Source organism: Nocardia sp. NPDC059180 (genome assembly GCF_042754945.1).
In the GTDB taxonomy this organism is placed as follows: Bacteria; Actinomycetota; Actinomycetes; order Mycobacteriales; family Mycobacteriaceae; genus Nocardia.
In genome coordinates, this window is the sequence record NZ_JBHZBU010000001.1 from 644,107 (window position 1) to 663,199 (window position 19,093).

The window sequence follows — 19,093 nt, forward strand, 5'->3', positions numbered from 1 at the left end:
GTGACATGGATCCACGGGCGCGTTCGGCCCGCGCAGACCACGAGGCGGGTAGTGCCGTCTCCGATACCGCGCGCTGGCGACCCGAACCCGCCTCGGACTCGGTAGAACCCGGGACCGACTCGGAGGAGGCGGGCACGGAGCCCGCGCAACCCGGCACGGATTCGGCGCAGCCGGGCGGCTCGGCCAGGTCGCCCGGCACCCCGCTCGCTCCCGACACCTCGACCGGTCCCGGCGCCGCTCGGCCGTCGACCTCCGGTGATGGCGCCGCACCGACCGACGAGCGCCCGGAGGACCGAGACACCCAGGAGACCAACCCCATCGCCATCGAAGACGAACTCGAGGAGATGGGGCTCGAGGGTGCGCGCGAGATCGGGCACGGCGGCTTCGGTGTTGTCTACCGGTGTGTACAGCGGGCGCTGGACCGCGTCGTCGCGGTGAAGGTGCTCTCCTCCGATATCGATGCCGAGAGCCGCGAGCGCTTCCTGCGCGAGGAACACGCGATGGGCAGGCTGTCCGGGCATCCGAACATCGTCGACATTCTGCAGGTCGACATGACCGCCACCGGCAGGCCGTTCATCGTGATGCCGTATGCCACGCGTGGCTCGCTCGAGGTCGTCGTCCGTGACAACGGCCCGCTGGGCTGGTCGGACACTCTGCGGGCCGGGGTGAAGCTGGCGGGCGCGATCGAGAGCGCCCATCGTGCGGGCATCCTGCACCGCGACGTGAAACCGGCCAATATCCTGCTCAGCTCCTATGGCGAACCGCAGCTCACCGATTTCGGCATCGCCAGGGTGCCCGGCGGCTTCCGCACTTCGAGCAGCATGATCACCGGGTCGCCCGCGTTCACCGCGCCGGAAGTGCTCAAGGGTGACGAGCCGACGGTCCGCTCGGATGTGTACGGGCTCGGCGCCACTTTGTTCGCGCTGCTCACCGGCCATGCCGCGTTCGAACGTCAGGCAGGGGAGAAGGTGGTGGCCCAGTTCCTGCGGATCACCACCCAGCCCGTTCCGGATCTGCGCGAACAAGACATCCCCGCCGACGTCGCTGCTGCCATCGAGCACGCCATGGCGCAGAATCCGCGCGACCGCCCCGCCTCGGCCTACGAGTTCGGCGAAACGCTGCGCGCGATCCAGCGCACGCACGGGCAGATGGCCGACGAGATGGCATTGCTGGATACCGAGGACGTCGCCGAGGCCGCCGCCGCGCCACCGGGCAACCGCACCGGTCCCGCGGTCACCGCCCGGCGCAGTTGGCCGCTCAACCTGAGTCCACCCACCCCGCGCCCCGGCTACGACCCCTCCCCGACCACCACCTTCCCGCCGACCGCGGCGACGAAGTTCCGGCCGCCCACCCCGGCACGGGAACCGATCCAACGCACTCGCCTGCTGGACATCCTCCGCACCGGTGGACGGCGCAGGCTCGCGGTGATCCACGCTCCCGCCGGATTCGGTAAGAGCACGCTGGCCGCCCAGTGGCGCGGCGAACTCACCGCCGACGGTGTCGCGGTCGCCTGGATCGGCATCGATAGCGACGACGACAACGAGATCTGGTTCCTGGCCCATCTGATCGAGGCGATCCGGCGGGTGCGTCCCGATATCGGCACCGGATTGGATCAGGTGCTCGAAGAACAACCGGCCGACGCCGTCGCCTACGCGATCACCACCCTCATCGATGACGTGCACGCGGGCGGCGCGACCGTCGTGGTCGTCGTCGACGACTGGCACCGCATCACCGATCCTGGCACTCGCCGGGTGATGGATACGCTGCTGGACAACGGCTGCCACCACCTGCGTTTCGTGGTGACCAGCCGGGATCAGTCCGGACTACCGATCAGCCGGATGCGGGTACGCGACGAGCTGGTCGGGATCGGATCGGCCGAGCTGCGCCTGACCCGCGCGGAAACCAAGCAGATCCTGGTGGACCGCAACCGCTTCACCCTCGATGGCGCCCAGATCGACGAGCTGCACCGCGCCACCGACGGCTGGCCCGCCGCGGTGCAGCTGATCAGCCTGGCGCTGCGCGGCAACCCGGATCCGGCGCCGTTGATCCAGCATCTGGCCGAGGGCGGCCACGGCGTGCGCGAATATCTGGCCGAGAACGTCATCGACGCGCTCGAACCGCGCATGGTGGATTTCCTCACCGCCATCTCGATCGCCGAGAAGGTGTCCGGCTCGCTGGCGGCGGCGCTCTCGGATGACCCGGAGGCCGAGCACCTGCTCGAGCAGGCCGAACAGCGCGAACTGTTCGTGCGGCGAGTGGAGTACGACCCGGAGTGGTTCCGGGTGCAGCCGCTGTTCGCCGAACATCTGCGGGCCCGGCTCGAACGCTCCGATCCCGCGCGGGTGAAGGCGCTGCACCGTAAGGCCGCCCGCTGGTACGCCGAACATCAGTTGCTGCGTAAGTCCGTCGACCACGCCGTATCGGCGACCGATCTGAAGATGGCATTGGACCTGCTGGAGAGCGGCGGCATGGACCTGATCGACGGGTCACGGCTGGCGACCTTGCTCGGCACGGTGTCGAAACTGCCGGTGCAGCAGGTGGCTTCGCGGTCGAAGCTGCTGATGGCGGTGGCGCGCGCGAATGTGAATCTGCAGCAGACCGGTGCGGCGCGCAGTGCGCTCGGCCGGCTGTCGAATGTATTGTCGCGCGGCTCGTCCGGTGACGCCGATGTAGTGCGGCAGCGCTGTCAGGCCGCGGTGCTTGCCGCCGCAGACCAGGTCGCCCGCGATCACACCGAGGGCGTGATGGAGCAGATCGGCGACTGTCTGGAACATCCCGACGAACTACCGGCCTGGACGGTGTCGACCGCGGCGAACCTGACCTCGTTCGTGCGACTGTGCGAGTTCGATTTCGACGGCGCCCGCTCGATCCAGGATTGGGCGGCCGACTACCACGAACGGTCCAAGGATCCGCTCGGCAGCGTCTTCGGATTGTGCAGCCGCGGCGCGGTCGCCTTCGAACAGCTCGATATCGCCACCGCCGCACGGTGTTTCCAGCAGGCCTGGGAAACCGCGCGGGCGCGCTCGGGTCAGCGATCGCATGCGGTGCGGGTGGCGGCGGCGCTGCTGGGGGAGCTGCACTATCGGCGCGGCGAGCTCGATGCCGCCGATCGGCTGCTGGACGAGAGCCATCAGCTGGTCGCAAGGGTCGGCCCGATCGACTTCCTGATCTCCACTTTCGTCATCGGCGCCAGGGTGAAGGCGGTGCGCGGTGATATGGCCACCGCGGCCGCTCGGCTGGCCGAGGGCGAGCGCATTGCCGTCGAGCAGGACCTGCCCCGGCTGGCCGCGCAGGTGCACGCGGAACGGGTGCGGCTCGGCCCGGCCGCGGAGATTTCGGGTCCGCAGTCCGCGACCGAACGCTGGAACGGCAACGTCGTCCGCGATACCGGCCGCTCCGGTCATCGCCTGACCGGCACCGCCGCACTGACCGCCGAGGCGGAGGAGATCGCCGCCATCCGGGAGCTGCTGGCCGACGGCGGTATCGAAGATCAGGACCGCGCGGTGCGCCGGGCCAGGGCACTGTACGGGCGCACCTACGAACTGCATCGCCCGCGCGCCCAGCTCGACACGTCGCTGTTGCTTGCCGAATGCCTGGCCGCGGCGGGCTGGGTGGGTGAGGCCGCGGCGCAGCTGGTGCCCGCGGTCACCACCTGCGCCGAGCTCGACTGGACCCGGCCCCTGCTGGATGCGGGGCCGGGTGTGGTCGCGATTCTGCGGGTGTTGCGCAAAGACCTGCCGTCGGAGCTACCCATCCGGTTCGTGGACGAGCTGCTCGCCTGAGCGGTCAGGAGATTACGGCTGCCACCACGGCCGCAGCGGCAGGGTGTTGCGGCCGTCCGCGCCGAGCTTCACACCAAGCACCTGATGCAGCTGGACGACATTGCGCTGGAAGCCCAACCGGCTACCGGCCATGTACAGACCCCACACCTTCGCGGTGCCCTCACCGGCCTCGGCGACGCAGGCATCCCAGTTATCGACCAGGTTCTTGCACCATTCGGCCAGCGTGAGCGCGTAGTGCTCGCGCAGGTTCTCCTCGTGCATCACCTCGAGGCCGATGTTCTGGATCTCGGAGATGATCCGGCCGGAACCGATCAGCTCGCCGTCGGGGAACACATACCGGTCGATGAAATCGCCGGCCTTGGTGGTGCGGGTGTTGTCCGGACGGGTGATGCAGTGGTTGAGGAACAGCCCGCCTTCGCGCAGCTTGCCCTTGATGAAACCGAAATAGGACGGGTAGTTGTGCACGCCGATGTGCTCGGTCAAACCGATCGAGGACAGCGCGTCGAATCCCGATTCCGGGATATCGCGGTAATCGGAATGCCGCACCTCGGCCAGGTCGGACAGGCCTTCTTCGGCGATCTTCTTCTGCGCCCATTCGGCCTGTTCGGCCGACAGGGTAGCCCCGATCACCTTGACGCCGCGCTTGGCGGCATAGCGCACCATTCCGCCCCAGCCGCAGCCGATATCGAGCAGCCGATCGCCTTCCTTCAGGCGCAGCTTCTCGAACACCAGCCGGTACTTGTTCTCCTGCGCCTGTTCGAGCGTCCAGTCTTCGTCGCCGTAACAGGCGCAGGTGTAGGTCATGGACGGGCCGAGCACATGCTCGTAGAAGGCATTGGAGACGTCGTAGTGGTGGTGGATGGCTTCGGCGTCGCGGGTCTTGGAGTGCCGCAGGCCCTCCAGCGCGATCCGGCGCCAGCGTGGCACCGTCTCCTGCGGCGGCGGGGGCACCGGACGCAACCGCTCCCAGCCGAGCGAGCGGGCGATGGTCAGCAGCGCCAGCGCGGATGGGCGGCGGAACTTCAGGCTGTCCATCGCCGACAGGATCGGGTACGGGTCGCCCGGATGCACGCCGGTGGCGGTCATATCGCCGGAAATGTAGGCCCTGGCCATACCGAGATCGCCGGGCGCGGTGGCCAGGTAGTTGATGCCGCGCGGGGTCTCGATATTGAGCGTGAACTCCGAATCGGCTGGTCCGGTGGCGCTCCCGTCGTAGGCCGTGAACCGGATGGGGACCTCGCCGTCGATCAGGGTTTCGAAGATTTCGGCAATGGTGAGCTTGGTGCCGAGGTCCGCGAAAACATCGGATCGATCTTTGAATGTCGTCATTTGCGTTGCACCGCCTTCGAATACAAATCCAGCAGCCGCTGGTCTGGGTCGTAGCGTTTCTTAAGTTCGGTGTAGTCGTCGCCGCCGTAGAGCGCCGCGAACTCATCCTGGTCGTAGTAGGAATCCGAGTACAGCGATTTGTGACCGTCGAACTCGGTGACCGTCTGCTCGATCGCGCGGTTTGCCGCGCCCTCGATCTGGCCGAGCACGGTCGGCACCGCCGACCAGAACCCGACATTGACGTAAGTGCGGTCCGGCTCCAGCGGATACAGCGGCCACGGCCGCGCGGTTGTTCCCGGCACCCTCGGCTCGCGCAATCGCAGCGGGCACAGCCAGATCGGTTCGATCGGGATCTCACGCAGGAACCAGTCCACGAAATCGGCGATCCGCTCCACCGGCACCTCGATGTCCTGCACCACCCGCTCCTGCGGTGGGTTGCCTTTGCGGGCCTCGAGCCGGTCGCCGATGTGGTACCGGCGGTCGAGCGCGACCAGCTTCCAGTAGAAGCTGCTGCGCCGGTACTGCTTCGGCCAGAAGCGGCGGATCCGCGGGTTCTGGGTGCCGAAGGCGCGTGAGCACCAGAACCAGTCGGTGTCCCAGCGCCACAGATAGTCGCCGATGGTGAGGCGGTCGCGCTTGGGTGCGCCGGAATCGTGCTGGATGGACCGGTAGTAGATATCCATGCCGGTGTAATCGCTGACCGGGCCGGGCTCGTCGGTCTGCCTACCGAGGGTCAGATAGCTCTCCTCGGCGGTGAACACCACGCCGTCGAGGTAGTCGACCCGTTCGCCGTCGTAGCTGCGTTCGTCGACGATCCTGGTCAGGGTCGCTTCGAGTTCGCGCACGTCGTGGAAGCGCAGATGGCGCAGTGCCACATAGGGCTGGACGGTTTCCAGTTCGATCTTCAGCCGGGTCGAGTAGCCGAGGGTGCCGTAGGAGTTGGGAAAGCCGCGGAACAGGTCGGCGTTCGGGCCGTCCGGTGTGGCGGTGATGATCTCGCCAGCGCCGGTCAGCACGTCCATCTCCAGCACCGATTCGTGCGGAAGGCCGTTACGGAACGAGGTCGACTCGATGCCGAGACCGGTCACCGCGCCGCCTAGGGTGATCGTCTTCAGTTGCGGCACGACCAGCGGACTCAAGCCGTACGGCAGGGTCGCCGCGACCAGATCCTCATAGGTGGTCATGCCCGCGACATCGGCGGTCTTGGCGACGGGATCGACGGCGATGACCTTGTTCAGCCCGGAAACATCCAGGCCGGGGGCGGTGTTCTTCGCCCTGGCCCGGAATAGGTTGGAGGTCTTCTTGGCCAAGCGCACGTCGGCATCGCGTGGGATGGCGCGATAGCTCGCGAGGAGGCGTTGCACGCCTTCTCGATGCGCTGCGAACCCGGATTCATATGCGGCCGGACCGTGGCCGGCCTTCCCCAACAGACTCACTGCCACCCCTCGACGCTAATACTCGCGATCATGGTCGGCCACTGTGAGGTCCCCGACTCGGATGAAATGTCACGCATATGTTGCATCGTGTTCGAACCGGCGGCGAGTGAAATTCGGTAAACCGGCGGCTGACGGGGCGCGCCGCGCGTGCCGGGACCCGGCAGGGCAGGATGGGGACGAGATACCGCATCCGGACAAGGAGTTCATCGTGGGACAGGTCAGTGCCAGCAGTTCGATCGTGGTGGCAGCGGATCCGCAGCGCACACTGACGGCGATCGCGGACTACGCCGATGTGCGCCCGCGCATCCTCACCTCGCACTACCGCGACTACCAGGTGGTCGAGGGCGGGCAGGGCGCCGGAACGGTGGCCCAGTGGACCCTGCAGGCCACCGAGAGCCGTCAGCGCAATGTGCGTGCCACGGTGTCGGTCTCGGAGTCCGAGGTCGTCGAGCGTGACGCCAACTCGTCGATGGTCAACACCTGGACGGTGACCCCCGACGCCGCCGGTGCGCAGGTCACCCTGTCCACCACCTGGCAGGGCGCGGGCGGCGTCAAGGGCATCTTCGAGGGCATCTTCGCACCCTTGGGGCTGAAGAAGATCCAGGCCGAGGTGCTGACCAACCTGAAGAACGAACTGGGCTGACGCCGCCGCGGTCCCGGCGGTCACTCCACCGGGGCCCCGGTTCAGTCGTGTGCGCCGATATCGAACAGGTTGCCCTCGGGGTCGGCCAGCGTTGCCCAATTGATGCCGTACTCGTCGTAGTCGGCGAGGTGCCTGGCACCGAGCTCGACGGCGCGTTCGACCTCCTCGCGCCATTGCGGGGTCACCAGATCCAGGTGGATGACGTTCTTTCCGGGCGCTTTGTCCGGAACGTGCATGAACATCAGCGGCGGCGTCATCCCGGAGCTGCGGCCAACCGTCGCGTAATGCTCGTTGGCGTCCGGGTCGACGGGGTGGCCGAGCAGCCGTGAATAGAAGCCGGCCAGCTGGTCGGCGGGATTCTGGCAGTCGATGGTCACATTGCCGATGGACAGGGTCATCGGGGATCTCCTTTTCTGCGGGAAATGTGGAAAAGCCGATTACTCGGGGGCAGAGCTGATCGGCCAGCAGAGTTCGGTGCGATATCCGGCCGGATCGCCGACCTCGTCGGGGCCGATCAGGTAGAGCTCGCGGATCGGTTCGGGCAGAGCGAGGTCGTGTTCGGCGACGTGGGAGCCCAGTGCGCCGTAGGCGCGGTCGATATCGCTGAACGGGCCGTCGTGGATGGCGACGGCGAAATCGCGGGCCGGCAGTTCCGTCAGCGACAGGCCGCTCGGGAACTCGCCTGCCACGTTCGCGGCGATCGGGACGAACCCGACCACCTCGCCCACATCGGCGGTGAAGAACTCCGGCGAATAGGCGGCCCCGGCCACGCCCGCCGGCGCGATCCCCGCCGCTGAGAGCGCCTGGTACAGCATCGGGAAGGTGTCCGCGCACCACGCATCGATCTGCTGCTGTGGCACCACCTCGGTGCGGGTCAACGCGGTGAACGCGGGTATTCGGCGATATTCCACCCGCAGCGGTGCGGCCGGAGTCAGCAACCCACGCAATGACGCCACCACCTGCTGGGTGCGCTGCAACTGCTCCTCCATCCGCAGCAGATGTGCGCGCAGGGCAGCATCGCGGTCGGCGACGTCGTCCGCGGCGAGCACAAGGCGGATCTCCGGTAGCGGCATATCCAGCTCGCGCAGTCGCCGGATCAGCTGTGCGTCGGCCACCTGCGTGGTCGAGTAACGCCGATAGCCGGTGCTCGCGTCGATATCGGCAGGAACCAGCAGGTCGATATCGTGATAGTGGTGCAGCGCTTTCACACTCAGATGGCTGAGCCTGGCGAACTCGCCGATCGGGACGATCGCTGTCATGACTGAAGCAAACACCCTCCGGCTACCGGAGGGTCAAGCCAGCACGAACGTCAGCAGCAGGGTGGTCTGGAACGCGCCGCGCCACCAGGAATAGCCGAACCAGACGCCTGGGGTGACCTCACGGATCTCGTCGTACACCTGCGGCGTCGGTGACGGCGCGTAGTTCAACGCCCACGTCGGCGCACCATCGACCAGGGCCGGGGCGGTGTAGACATCGGCGCGCCAGGCTTCGATGCCCGCGCCGGTCACCCGGTTCATCAGGTATCCGCCGTCCGGGCCGGTGTAGAAGGTTTTCCCGATCCATAAGGCGGGTGCCAGTGCCTGCATGACCGGCGGGCGCGTCACCCAGCCGTTGGTGACCCCGGTCGCGATGTTGCCGCGGGGTGAGGCCTTGAAGATGGCGTCCTGCTGTGCAGGGCTGCAACGGAAACGCAGTGCGTCGACGGTGGCTGCGCGGTTGGCCGGGTCGAGGACGCAGCCTCCGCCGTAGTCGGTGGCTACCGGTGCCGGATCTGCCGTCGCCGTCGGTGCGGTCGTGAGCAGCCATGACGCGGCTGCCGCGCACAGCAGGATGCCGAACTTGCGGGCCGCGCCCGGCATCCGTCGGCGGACCTTGCTCATCGTGATCTCGCGTGCCATCCGAGCCTCCTCGGTCTGGGTTGTGCCCCCCGAATCGGCGTCGATGATCGCTGCGTGGTTGCGTGCCAACGCGGTGTCTCGGCGGGGCCCGCCGGGCAACGGGGACCCAGCGCAAATCCTATGCCCGTACCGTGGCGCCGGACCATGGAATCGAAGGAGGTCAGGCACGGTGATTCGGCTGTCGTCGGGCAGGTACAGGTTCCCGCTGAGCCCGCCCTCGGAGATCGGGCGAGGAGTTCGCTTCCGAGATGCCCAGCGGGGCAACGACGAGCCCGGCCCCGTCCACTAGGCTGACCATGACACTTTCCGCAGATTGCTGGAGAAGAGGTAACAGGCGTGCAGCCCGGTGGTCAGTTCGATATGCAGCAGATACTCGCCCAGGCCCAGCAAATGCAAGAGATGATGATGGCGGCGCAGGAGGAGATCGCCGCCGCCGAAGTCGAGGGCCAGGCAGGAAACGGGCTGGTCAAGGTCACGATCAAGGCCACCGGTGAGGTGCAGTCGTTGACCATCGACCCGAAGGCCGTCGACCCCGACGACGTCGAAACCCTGCAGGATCTGGTGATCGGCGCCATCAACGACGCCATGGCCAACGCCCAGGAGCTGGCCTCGCAGAAGCTCGGCCCGCTGGCCGGCGGTGGCGGGCTGCCCGGCCTGCCCGGTATGTGACCTGACGGAGCGCAGGTGTACGAGGGCCCGGTCCAGGATCTGATCGACGAGCTGGGCAAGTTGCCAGGCGTCGGTCCCAAGAGCGCGCAGCGCATCGCCTTTCATCTGCTCCAGGTGGAGCCGCCGGAGATCGACCGGCTGCAAGCCGTACTGCAGAAAATCCGTGACGGTGTGCGCTTCTGTGTCATGTGCGGCACCGTCGCCGACGGCGAACTGTGCCGGATCTGCGCCGACCCACGCCGCGACCGCACCATGATCTGTGTGGTCGAGGAGCCAAAGGACGTCCAGGCCATCGAGCGCACCCGCGAATTCCGCGGCCGCTATCACGTGCTCGGCGGCGCGCTCGACCCGCTCAGCGGCATCGGCCCGGACCAGCTGCGGATCCGGGAACTGCTCACGCGCATCGGCAACCAGGAAGACGGCGTCGACGTCACCGAGGTGATCATCGCGACCGACCCGAACACCGAGGGCGAAGCCACCGCCACCTACCTGGTCCGGATGCTGCGCGATTTCCCCGGGCTCAGCGTCACGCGGCTGGCTTCGGGTCTGCCGATGGGTGGGGATCTGGAATTCGCCGATGAGCTGACGCTCGGTCGCGCGCTGTCGGGTCGCCGCGCACTCTAGCCGGGCACAGCCCTCCGGCTCAGCCCTTCGGCAATGATGCGAGCTCGCTCAGAGCTTCAGCCGGGTCCAGGCGACGTCCTCCAGCGTGGAGTCGTCGCGCGCCGTCCATGCCCAGATCAGCTCCGCCACCCGCGCCGAATCATCGAGCCTGGTGGTGAAATGCCGATCGGGGGCGCCGTCGCGGTATTCCAGGATGTAATCCGGCTCCTCGCGGTAGGTCTGGATGTATTCCTGCTCGCCGCGCGAGACCACCAGGTACGGGTTCGGCGCGGCCAGTTCGGCCACCCAGCGCTGCGCCAGTGGCTCGGTTAGATAGGGGAACTCGCCCGCACCGCCGTGCGACACACTCACCGGCACGTGCCCGGCCGGATCCATCAACCAGGTGAGCTGCGGATCGTAGATCGCGTAGTTCTGCGGCGTCGCCAGCTCGAACAGCAGCTCGCGCACGAAACCGATCGCGTCGTACGGGCTGGAAATCTGCAGTATCGACCCTGTCGCCGCACCGCCGACAGGCCCCGAACCGAGGAATGTGTCTTCTTCGGGCAGCTCCTCGTTGCGCCGGTTCACCTCGGCCGCGATGGCCGCGACGATCTCCGCTTCCGGCTGCCCCTGCTGGGTGGTCAGATAGGCGTCGACCTCGGCCGGGGTCGTGGCCGCACCGGAGGGCAACAGGATGTGGTCATAGCTCACCCGGCCAGGGTACGGGGGAGCGCTTGTCCGCCTCTCCGCGGTTCTTGGCCAGACTCGGGTGCCGCGGTCGTCGCGTTGGCGGCCGGCGGTGAGATGGGTGGGAACGTCAGCCCGTGCCCGGTGAGTTACCCGGCCCTCACGAAATCAGGCATTGCGGGGTGATCAAGACCGCAGCGGCAGCCGCCGGCCAGATCCGTGCAGTCGACGACAAACGCATGTCGGGCGTGATCGAAGTCGATACAGTCGGCTTCGGTGCATTCCGCGATGCGCCCGGCATGGATTACCAGTGTGCCGTGGCAGTGGTCGAGCGCCGCCTCGCAGGACGGACAGATCGTCGTGCGCATATCGCCTCCAACCGTCTGAGTCCGTGGTTCGTGAATAGCACCGGCGCGCTCCGGCCGGTGGGACCCTACCCCTGTGCGTGTCGCCGAACGCTGGTCGCGTGCATGGCGCGTGCGCCGCGTGCGGGGCTCCGGTGTCGCCCGTGCAAGGATGACGGCAGGACCATCGGGTTCGGCGTGTACGTGCTGTTGCCTCATCGCTGGAGGTTTTTCGACGTGCGTGAATTCATCTGCCCCAAGTGCGGTCAGCAGCTGGCGTTCGAGAACTCGGTGTGCCTGTCGTGCGGCAGTCCGCTCGGTTTCAGTGTCACCGAACGGGCGCTGGTGATCATCGGCGAGTCCGCAGGCCACGGCGAGCCCGGCCATCCGCAGGGTGTGGTCGATGCCGACGAGTTCCAGTTGTGCGCCAATCTGCATGTCGCGCGCTGTAATTGGCTGGTGCGGGTGCGCCCGGGGGAGGACGGTAGTTGCGCGCTGTGCGAGTCCTGCCGGCTGACCAGGACCAGACCCAACGATGAGGACACCGAGGGCCTGGCCGGTTTCGCCGACGCCGAAGCGGCCAAGCGGCGCTTGATCTTGCAGCTGGTCGAACTCGGATTGCCGATCATCGGCCGCGACACCGACCCCGGCAGCGGCTTGGCCTTCGACTTGCTGTCCAGCGCCAACAATCACGTCATCACCGGCCACGCCGACGGCCTGATCACCCTCGACCTCGCCGAAGCCCACGACCCGCATCGCGAACAGCTCCGCATCGAAATGGACGAGCCCTACCGCACCCTGCTCGGCCACTTCCGCCACGAGATCGGCCACTACTATTTCCCGATCCTGGTCCCCGACGACCCCGCCCTCGACCGCTTCCGCATCCTCTTCGGCGACCCGCACTCCGACTACCAAACAGCTCTAGACCGCCACTACTCCGACGGCGCCCCACCAGGCTGGGAATCGGACTACGTCTCCTCCTACGCCACCATGCACCCCGCCGAAGACTGGGCCGAAACCTTCGCCCACTACCTGCACATCCGTGACACCCTGGACACCGCCGCCGCCTTCGCTTTCGCCCCCGCAGGCGCCACCATGGACCGTCCCCAAATCGGCCGCGCCGGCTTCGACCGCATCATCGACCTCTGGATCCCCCTGTCCTGGTCCCTCAACATGCTCAATCGCTCCATGGGCCACCCGGATCTTTATCCCTTCGTCCTGGCGGGACCTGTGCTGGAGAAGATGCGATTGGTGCACGAGCTGTGCGGCGTCGCGGCCTCCCACACACTCCGCCGACTCGAATCGACCTGACCACCACCGCCCTCAACTCCGGGGTGCTCCGCGAGTGGTACCTGGCTGTGGCATCTCGCGAGTGGGACCCGCGCTGAGGTACCACTCGCGAGATACCTACAGGCCGACGGCTACCTGCCGTCGGCCTGTAGCCGGCTCGCCCATGGTTCACACTGCAGCGGCCACGCCGGTGGTGTCGAGAGCGACAGTGATCTTGCGAGCCATCTCGGCCGAGGTGGGGCTGACCAGCCCCTTGTGCGCCCGGGCCGCCGCGTCGATGGCGACGAGCACGGCGCTGCGGAAGTTGTCGGCCTCGGCCTGATCCTGCTGTTCGAGCAGGCTTATGGTCGCAGCCAGCGCAGGCAGCACCTGGTCGGCCAGTTCGGCGGTGGTCTTGCCCGTCAGCTTGATGTCGTTCGACTTCGCGGCGAGCACATGCCCGACCAGGCCGGTCGCCGAGTGCAGCGCGTAGCTGCCTCCGGTGGCGGCCTTGTGCGGCTTGCCCGCGACATCGGCAGCGGCCATGAGCGAGACGGCGCCGTACGCGGCGATCCGCAGGGTGGCCTGGTCCTGGGCGGTGAGGGTGACGGTCATGGTGTTCGCTCCTTTATCTCTGTTGCGTCCCGGTCGGCGTTTGTTGTGCCGCGGAACTGATTACGAGAGCAACAATGACCCGGCGTCCTGACACCGCACCGTCACCGCGCTGACGCGTCCCTGACACGGCGCGACTGTCTGGTGCGGTCGGCGTCAGACGTCGTACCGAGTCGGCGACCCAAGCGATCCGCGCCGCGACTTCGAGAAGGCACACGGTTTTGTGTAACCCGGATACCCACCCCATACAGCTGCGCTTAAAGTGGTCGGCAATCAGTGAGGTCCGAGGCTAGGCAGCAGAGCGGCGCATGGCGAAACAACAGTGGACCGTATCGCGGAGGGTGGTTCTTCGCGGGGCGGTCGCGGCGGGGGTCGGTGCGGTATCGGTGGGGGCGTTCGGGGCGGGAGCGGCCAGTGCTGACCCGGGGCGGCGGGTCGCTGTGTTCGGCGGTGGGGTCGCGGGGCTGACGGCGGCGCATGAGCTGGCCGAACGTGGCTTCCAAGTGACGGTCTACGAGCGACGGGCGTTGGGCGGTAAGGCGCGCAGCATTCCGGTGCCGGGGTCGGGCACCGGTGGGCGCCCGGATCTGCCCGGCGAGCACGGGTTTCGCTTTTTTCCCGGCTTCTACCACCATGTTCCCGACACCATGCGCCGAATTCCGTTCGGCGCCAACCCTGATGGGGTGTGGAACAACCTGGTCGCCGCGCCCCAAGCGCGGTTCGCGCGCAGCGACGGTGACGACTTCCGTCTTCCGCTCGGCGCCGCACACTTGGCCACCGCCACCCCGGAGGCCTTCCGGGAGACGATGGGCGCGTCCATCGCGACCGCGCTGAAAATGCCGCCCGCCGAGGGCGCCTTCTTCGCCAACCGGCTGCTGGTCTTCTTCACCAGCTGCGATGCCCGCCGCTTCGGTCAGTGGGAGCACATGTCGTGGCGCGATTTCGTTCGCGGACAACAGCGTTCGCACGAATTCCGTGCGCTGCTCTCTCGCACACTCACCAGCCTGCTGGTGGCGGCCAAGGAAGATATGGCCAGCGCGCGCACCATCGGCAATATGGGCGAGCAGTTCCTCGGTAATCCGCTCGAGATCGGCAACGACGGCGACCTGGATCGGGTGCTGAACGGGCCGACCAACGACGCGTGGATCGATCCGTGGGTGTCGCACCTGCGTGAGCTGGGTGTTCGCTTCGAACTCGGTGCCGAGGTGCGCGGGCTCGATGTGCGGGACCGGCGGATCAGTGGCGCCAGGATCGTCGACGGGACCGGTGCCGCACGCACCGTCGAGGCCGATCACTATGTGGTCGCGCTCCCCGCTGAACGGGCGCGCACGCTCTGGTCACCAGATATTCGCGCGGTCCGCCCCGAACTGGCCGCCATGGACAACCTGCACACCGACTGGATGAACGGCATCCAGTTCTATCTGCGCACTTCACCCGACATCGTCACCGGCCACGCCGCCTACATCGATTCCCCGTGGGCGATCACGTCGATCAGCCAGAACAAGCTCTGGAGTCGCAAACTCCCCGAGTTCGGCGACGGCACGGTCGCCGACTGCCTCTCCGTGGACATCTCCAACTGGAACACCCCCGGCATCCTGTACGGCAAACCGGCCAAGGAATGCACCCACGAGGAGATCGCCCGCGAGACCTGGGCGCAGATCACCGGCCATCTCAACGACCGCGGCGAGGTGCTTCGCGACGCCGACCTGCACTCCTGGTTCCTTGATCCGGGTATCACCTGGCAGGCCGAGCAGCGCCGCAATGTCAACGCCGACCCGCTGCTCATCAATACTGCGGGTTCCTGGGACTCGCGCCCACAGTCTCACGGCGCCCTGGAAAACCTGTTCCTCGCCGGCGACTACGTGCGCACCAATATCGATCTGGCCACGATGGAAGGCGCGTCCGAATCGGCGCGCGGCGCTGTCAACGCCCTGCTCGACGTGACCGGGTCCAGCGCACCGCGCTGCCGGACGTTCACCCTGTACCGCTCGCCCGAACTGGAACCACTGCGTCAGGTCGATGCCGACCGTTACGCCAGGGGCGAATCGAATCTGTTCGATATCTAGAAGGTGAACGATCCCACCCGGCACACGGAAAAAAATGGGTTCACCGGACGCCGCAGTCGATGTTTCAATCGTCGATATGAGCGAGAACATCCCTGAGATCACCGATCCCGCCGAACTCAGGGACTTGCTCGGCGCGGTCATGCCGCGTGCGGTCAGCAAGGAGCGCGTCGCGTTGCATCCGCGCGACCGGGAGTGGATCGCGTGCACCCCGTTTCTCGTGATGTGCACCAGCGACGCCGACGGCAACTGCGATGCCTCGCCGAAGGGCGATCCGGCCGGCTTCGTCAAGGTGCTCGACGACACGACCATCGTCATCCCGGAGCGGCCCGGTAACCGGCGCGCCGACGGTTACCTCAATATTCTGGCCAACCCGCACGTCGGGCTGCTGTTCATGATTCCGGGCCGCCGCGAGACATTGCGTATCAACGGCCGCGCGCGCCTGATCCGTGACGCGCCGTACTTCGAGGACATGACGGTGCGTGGGCACCGGCCGATTCTCGCGGTCGAGGTCAGCATCGAGCAGATCTTCTTCCACTGCGCCAAAGCGTTCATGCGCAGCCACCTCTGGGAGCCGGACCACTGGCCGCTCGACACCCTGCCCAGCCCGGCTCGGCTGATCAAAGAGGTGCAGACCAACATCACCGAAACCGTCGAAGACCTGGAGACCTACTATTCGGCGGCCAACTACGAACGCAAGCTCTACAACGACTCCCCGACCTGATCCGGCCCGCATCGCGCCGCGAACATAGACTCGCGGCGTGGCAGACATATCGGTGCGCGGGCGGATCGCGCTGCGGGCGGCGGCGACGGCGTCGTGGGCCTCGCAGAAGGCCGGTCGCGGCAAGGGGTCGATGATCGGCGGGCTGATCGCCCTGAAAATCGATCCGACGATCATGGATCAACTGGGTCGCGGTCGGCGAACGGTGCTGGTTACCGGTACAAACGGCAAGTCGACCACCACCAGGATGACGACTGCGGCGCTGAGCACCCTCGGCGACGTCGCCACCCAGGCCGACGGCGCCAATATGGATGCGGGCATCGTGGCGGCGCTGAGCGTCAACCGGACCGCCGAGCTGGCCGCCATCGAGGTCGACGAGCTGCACCTGCCGCACGTCACCGATTCGCTGAACCCGGCCGCCGTGGTGCTGCTCAATCTCAGCCGCGACCAACTCGACCGCGTCGGCGAGATCAACATGATCGAACGCAAGCTGCGCGCGGGCCTGGCCCGCCACCCCGACGCCATCGTGATCGCCAACTGCGACGACGTGCTGATCACCTCGATCGCCTACGACCACCCGAACGTGGTGTGGGTGGCCGCGGGCAGCGGCTGGGCGATGGACGCCACCAGCTGTCCGCGCAGTGGTGAGCCGATCGTCTGGGAGGGCGAGCACTGGCGCAGCACCGGCGCCGATTTCCAGCGCCCGCAACCGGAGTGGTGGCTGGACGGCGAAAAGCTGCGCGGCCCGGATGAATTCACCGCCGAACTGCGGCTGGCACTGCCCGGCCGGGCCAATCGCGGTAACGCAGCGCAGGCGGTCGCGGCCGCGGTGGCGCTCGGCGCGAACGCCACTCAGGCAACCGCCGCGGCGGGCACTGTCCGCGAGATCGCGGGCCGCTACCGGACCGTTCAGGTCGGCGAGCATTCGGCGCGGCTGCTGCTGGCGAAGAATCCGGCGGGCTGGCAGGAAGCGCTGTCCATGATCGATCACGACGCGGCCGGACTGGTGATCGCAGTCAACGGGCAGGTGCCCGACGGCGAGGACCTGTCCTGGTTGTGGGATGTGCGGTTCGAGCATTTCGAGGGTGTCCAGGTGGTCGCCGCCGGTGAGCGCGCCACCGACCTCGCGGTCCGGCTCACCTACGCCGGTGTGGAGCACACCACGATCGCGGATCCCTTGCGCGCCATCGCTTCCTGCCCCGCCGGGCGGGTCGAGGTGCTGGCGAACTACACCGCCTTCCGCGATCTGAACCGCGACCTCGACGCCCGGTGAAAGGCACCCCGATGAGTGAATCGACCGTACGGATCGGGCTGGTCCTGCCGGATGTGATGGGCACCTACGGCGACGGCGGCAACGCCCTCGTGCTGCGGCAGCGGCTGCGTATGCGCGGCTACGACGCCGAGATCGTGGAGATCACCTTGTCCGACCCGGTGCCGGATTCCCTGGACATCTACACACTCGGCGGTGCGGAGGATTCCGCGCAGCGCCTCGCGACCCGCCACCTCCAGCGTTATCCCGGCCTGCAGCAGGCAGCCGCGAAAGGCGCACCGGTACTGGCGATCTGCGCCGCCATCCAGGTGCTCGGCCAGTGGTATGAAACCTCAACTGGTGAACGCGTGGAAGGCGTCGCCCTCCTCGACGCCACCACCTCGCCCCAGGACAAACGAGCCATCGGCGAAGTCACCACCAACCCGCTCATTCCCGGCCTGAGCGCACCCCTCAGCGGCTTCGAAAACCACCGGGGCGGAACCTCGCTCGGCCCCGACGCCACCGGCCTGGCCCGAGTGACCCGCGGCGTCGGCAACGGCGTCGGCGACGGTCTCGAGGGCGTCGTCCAGGGCTCGGTCATCGGCACCTACATGCACGGCCCCGCCCTCGCCCGCAACCCGGAGCTGGCGGACTTCATCCTCACCCGCGCACTGGGCGCCGACTCCCTCGAACCGCTGGACCTCCCAGAAGTCGACCAACTCCGCCGCGAACGCCTGCGCGCCTAGTCGCGGGGCGCGAGTGGCACCTCAGCGCGGGGCCTTCTCGCGAAATGCCGCAGCCAAGTGCCACTCGCGGGTTCCTATGCACGGGCTGGGGCTTTGTGAAGTTGGTGCTCGAGCTTGTGGGGCTCGGCGGGTGTCGTGTGTGTGGGGCGGGCCGACGTCGCCGCGAATGCTCCCACGATGACGATCGCCCCGCCGACGAGACTCGCGTTGGTGGGTGTCTCGTCGAGGAAGATCCAGGCTGCTGCAATGCCGACAATCGGGACCAGCAGGGAGAAAGGCGCGACGGCTCCTGCCGGATAACGGCTCATGAGGTAGGTCCAGAGGCCGGAACCTACGACGGTAGCGAAGACAGCGATGTAGGCGAGCGCTGCGAGGGCGGGCCAGCCGGTGGGGGAGAAGGTGGCGGTGAGGGCGTGGAAGCCGGTGGTGGGGCCTTCGAGGGCGGTGGACAGGGCGAACAGGGGCAGGACTGGGACGACGGCGATCCACAGGGTGAGGTGCAGTGGGTTGACGCCCGGCGATTCGGAACCGGCGCGGCGGGCGCCGATATTTCCCAGTGCCCAGCCGAATCCGCCGGCCAGGGTCAGTAGTACGGGGATCACGCTGGCGTGGGCGAAGCGGTCCCAGCCGATCACTGCCATTCCGGCCACCGCGGTGACCAGTCCGGCGACCTGAACCGGGCGAATCCGTTCCGACAGCAACAGCGCGCCGAGGACGACGGTGAACGGCGCCGACGATTGCAGCACCAGCGAAGCCAGACCGGTCGGCATACCCACCCGCATGGCGGTGAACAGGAACGCGAACTGCAACATGCCGAAACCGAGCCCGTACAACAGGATCCAGCGCCACCGCACGTCCGGTCGTGGGATGAACAGCAGCACCGGAACCGCGATGACGGCGAAGCGCAGCGAGGCGAAGAAGAACGGCGGGAGGTGGTCGAGGCCGACGCGGATGGCGAGGAAGTTCAGTCCCCACAGCAGGACGACGGTCAGTCCGAGCATGCGGTCACGGGTGGTCACGCACTCCAGGATGGGGGCGGCAA

Annotated in this window: 18 protein-coding genes; 9 read left to right on the plus strand and 9 right to left on the minus strand. The window is 67.4% G+C overall.

Annotated elements, in window-relative coordinates; all coding sequences use genetic code 11:
* Positions 1-5: 5 nt before the first annotated feature.
* Entirely contained in the window at positions 6-3,782 is a 3,777-nt protein-coding gene (locus ACFXNW_RS02995; RefSeq protein ID WP_379415444.1) for a protein kinase, read from the plus strand.
* A 12-nt stretch (positions 3,783-3,794) separates the two neighbouring features.
* Here ACFXNW_RS02995 and ACFXNW_RS03000 read toward each other — a convergent pair whose 3' ends face one another.
* Both ACFXNW_RS03000 and ACFXNW_RS03005 read right to left on the minus strand, forming a co-directional pair.
* The gene (locus ACFXNW_RS03000; protein ID WP_379415446.1) at positions 3,795-5,111 is read right to left on the minus strand and encodes a class I SAM-dependent methyltransferase; all 1,317 of its coding nucleotides are present in this window, start codon (positions 5,109-5,111) and stop codon (positions 3,795-3,797) included.
* Positions 5,108-6,547 (minus strand): FAD-binding oxidoreductase, encoded by a 1,440-nt coding sequence (locus ACFXNW_RS03005; RefSeq protein ID WP_379416262.1) that lies wholly within the window; start codon positions 6,545-6,547, stop codon positions 5,108-5,110. Before ACFXNW_RS03005 ends, ACFXNW_RS03000 begins: the two co-directional genes overlap by 4 nt.
* A gap of 208 nt (positions 6,548-6,755) precedes the next feature.
* On the opposite strand from ACFXNW_RS03005, the gene ACFXNW_RS03010 reads away from it, so the two are divergent.
* Entirely contained in the window at positions 6,756-7,190 is a 435-nt protein-coding gene (locus ACFXNW_RS03010; RefSeq protein ID WP_379415447.1) for an SRPBCC family protein, read from the plus strand.
* 41 nt (positions 7,191-7,231) lie between these two features.
* Here ACFXNW_RS03010 and ACFXNW_RS03015 read toward each other — a convergent pair whose 3' ends face one another.
* Genes ACFXNW_RS03015 through ACFXNW_RS03025 form a run of 3 tightly spaced genes read right to left on the minus strand, consistent with a single transcriptional unit; the run spans position 7,232 to position 9,088 of the window.
* Positions 7,232-7,588, minus strand: a complete 357-nt coding sequence (locus tag ACFXNW_RS03015; RefSeq protein WP_379415448.1) for a VOC family protein — start codon at positions 7,586-7,588, stop codon at positions 7,232-7,234.
* A gap of 39 nt (positions 7,589-7,627) precedes the next feature.
* Positions 7,628-8,449 carry a MerR family transcriptional regulator gene (locus ACFXNW_RS03020; RefSeq protein WP_379415449.1) on the minus strand — a complete coding sequence of 274 codons (822 nt, stop codon included), beginning with the start codon at positions 8,447-8,449 and terminating at the stop codon, positions 7,628-7,630.
* A gap of 33 nt (positions 8,450-8,482) precedes the next feature.
* Positions 8,483-9,088, minus strand: coding sequence for a hypothetical protein (locus ACFXNW_RS03025; RefSeq protein ID WP_379415450.1), 606 nt, complete (start codon positions 9,086-9,088; stop codon positions 8,483-8,485).
* 336 nt (positions 9,089-9,424) lie between these two features.
* On the opposite strand from ACFXNW_RS03025, the gene ACFXNW_RS03030 reads away from it, so the two are divergent.
* The gene (locus ACFXNW_RS03030) at positions 9,425-9,757 is read left to right on the plus strand and encodes a YbaB/EbfC family nucleoid-associated protein (protein ID WP_379415452.1); all 333 of its coding nucleotides are present in this window, start codon (positions 9,425-9,427) and stop codon (positions 9,755-9,757) included.
* A gap of 15 nt (positions 9,758-9,772) precedes the next feature.
* The gene (gene recR, locus ACFXNW_RS03035) at positions 9,773-10,381 is read left to right on the plus strand and encodes a recombination mediator RecR (protein ID WP_379415453.1); all 609 of its coding nucleotides are present in this window, start codon (positions 9,773-9,775) and stop codon (positions 10,379-10,381) included.
* A gap of 48 nt (positions 10,382-10,429) precedes the next feature.
* On the opposite strand, the gene ACFXNW_RS03040 is transcribed toward recR, so the two are convergent.
* Positions 10,430-11,071, minus strand: a complete 642-nt coding sequence (locus ACFXNW_RS03040) for a hypothetical protein (protein WP_379415454.1) — start codon at positions 11,069-11,071, stop codon at positions 10,430-10,432.
* A 125-nt stretch (positions 11,072-11,196) separates the two neighbouring features.
* A complete protein-coding gene (locus ACFXNW_RS03045) occupies positions 11,197-11,415 on the minus strand; it encodes a hypothetical protein (RefSeq protein ID WP_379415456.1) in 219 nt (72 codons plus the stop codon).
* A gap of 213 nt (positions 11,416-11,628) precedes the next feature.
* On the opposite strand from ACFXNW_RS03045, the gene ACFXNW_RS03050 reads away from it, so the two are divergent.
* A complete protein-coding gene (locus ACFXNW_RS03050; protein ID WP_379415457.1) occupies positions 11,629-12,702 on the plus strand; it encodes a putative zinc-binding metallopeptidase in 1,074 nt (357 codons plus the stop codon).
* A gap of 147 nt (positions 12,703-12,849) precedes the next feature.
* Here ACFXNW_RS03050 and ACFXNW_RS03055 read toward each other — a convergent pair whose 3' ends face one another.
* Positions 12,850-13,275, minus strand: coding sequence for a hypothetical protein (locus tag ACFXNW_RS03055; protein ID WP_379415458.1), 426 nt, complete (start codon positions 13,273-13,275; stop codon positions 12,850-12,852).
* A 305-nt stretch (positions 13,276-13,580) separates the two neighbouring features.
* On the opposite strand from ACFXNW_RS03055, the gene ACFXNW_RS03060 reads away from it, so the two are divergent.
* From ACFXNW_RS03060 to ACFXNW_RS03075, 4 genes are all read left to right on the plus strand, one after another.
* The gene (locus tag ACFXNW_RS03060) at positions 13,581-15,338 is read left to right on the plus strand and encodes an FAD-dependent oxidoreductase (RefSeq protein WP_379415459.1); all 1,758 of its coding nucleotides are present in this window, start codon (positions 13,581-13,583) and stop codon (positions 15,336-15,338) included.
* 76 nt (positions 15,339-15,414) lie between these two features.
* Positions 15,415-16,059, plus strand: coding sequence for a pyridoxamine 5'-phosphate oxidase family protein (locus ACFXNW_RS03065; protein ID WP_379415461.1), 645 nt, complete (start codon positions 15,415-15,417; stop codon positions 16,057-16,059).
* A 37-nt stretch (positions 16,060-16,096) separates the two neighbouring features.
* A complete protein-coding gene (locus tag ACFXNW_RS03070) occupies positions 16,097-17,329 on the plus strand; it encodes a MurT ligase domain-containing protein (protein WP_379415463.1) in 1,233 nt (410 codons plus the stop codon).
* Positions 17,330-17,340: 11 nt separating this feature from the next.
* Entirely contained in the window at positions 17,341-18,051 is a 711-nt protein-coding gene (locus ACFXNW_RS03075) for a type 1 glutamine amidotransferase (protein WP_379415465.1), read from the plus strand.
* A gap of 74 nt (positions 18,052-18,125) precedes the next feature.
* On the opposite strand, the gene ACFXNW_RS03080 is transcribed toward ACFXNW_RS03075, so the two are convergent.
* Positions 18,126-19,070, minus strand: a complete 945-nt coding sequence (locus ACFXNW_RS03080) for an EamA family transporter (RefSeq protein WP_379415467.1) — start codon at positions 19,068-19,070, stop codon at positions 18,126-18,128.
* Positions 19,071-19,093 lie beyond the last annotated feature (23 nt).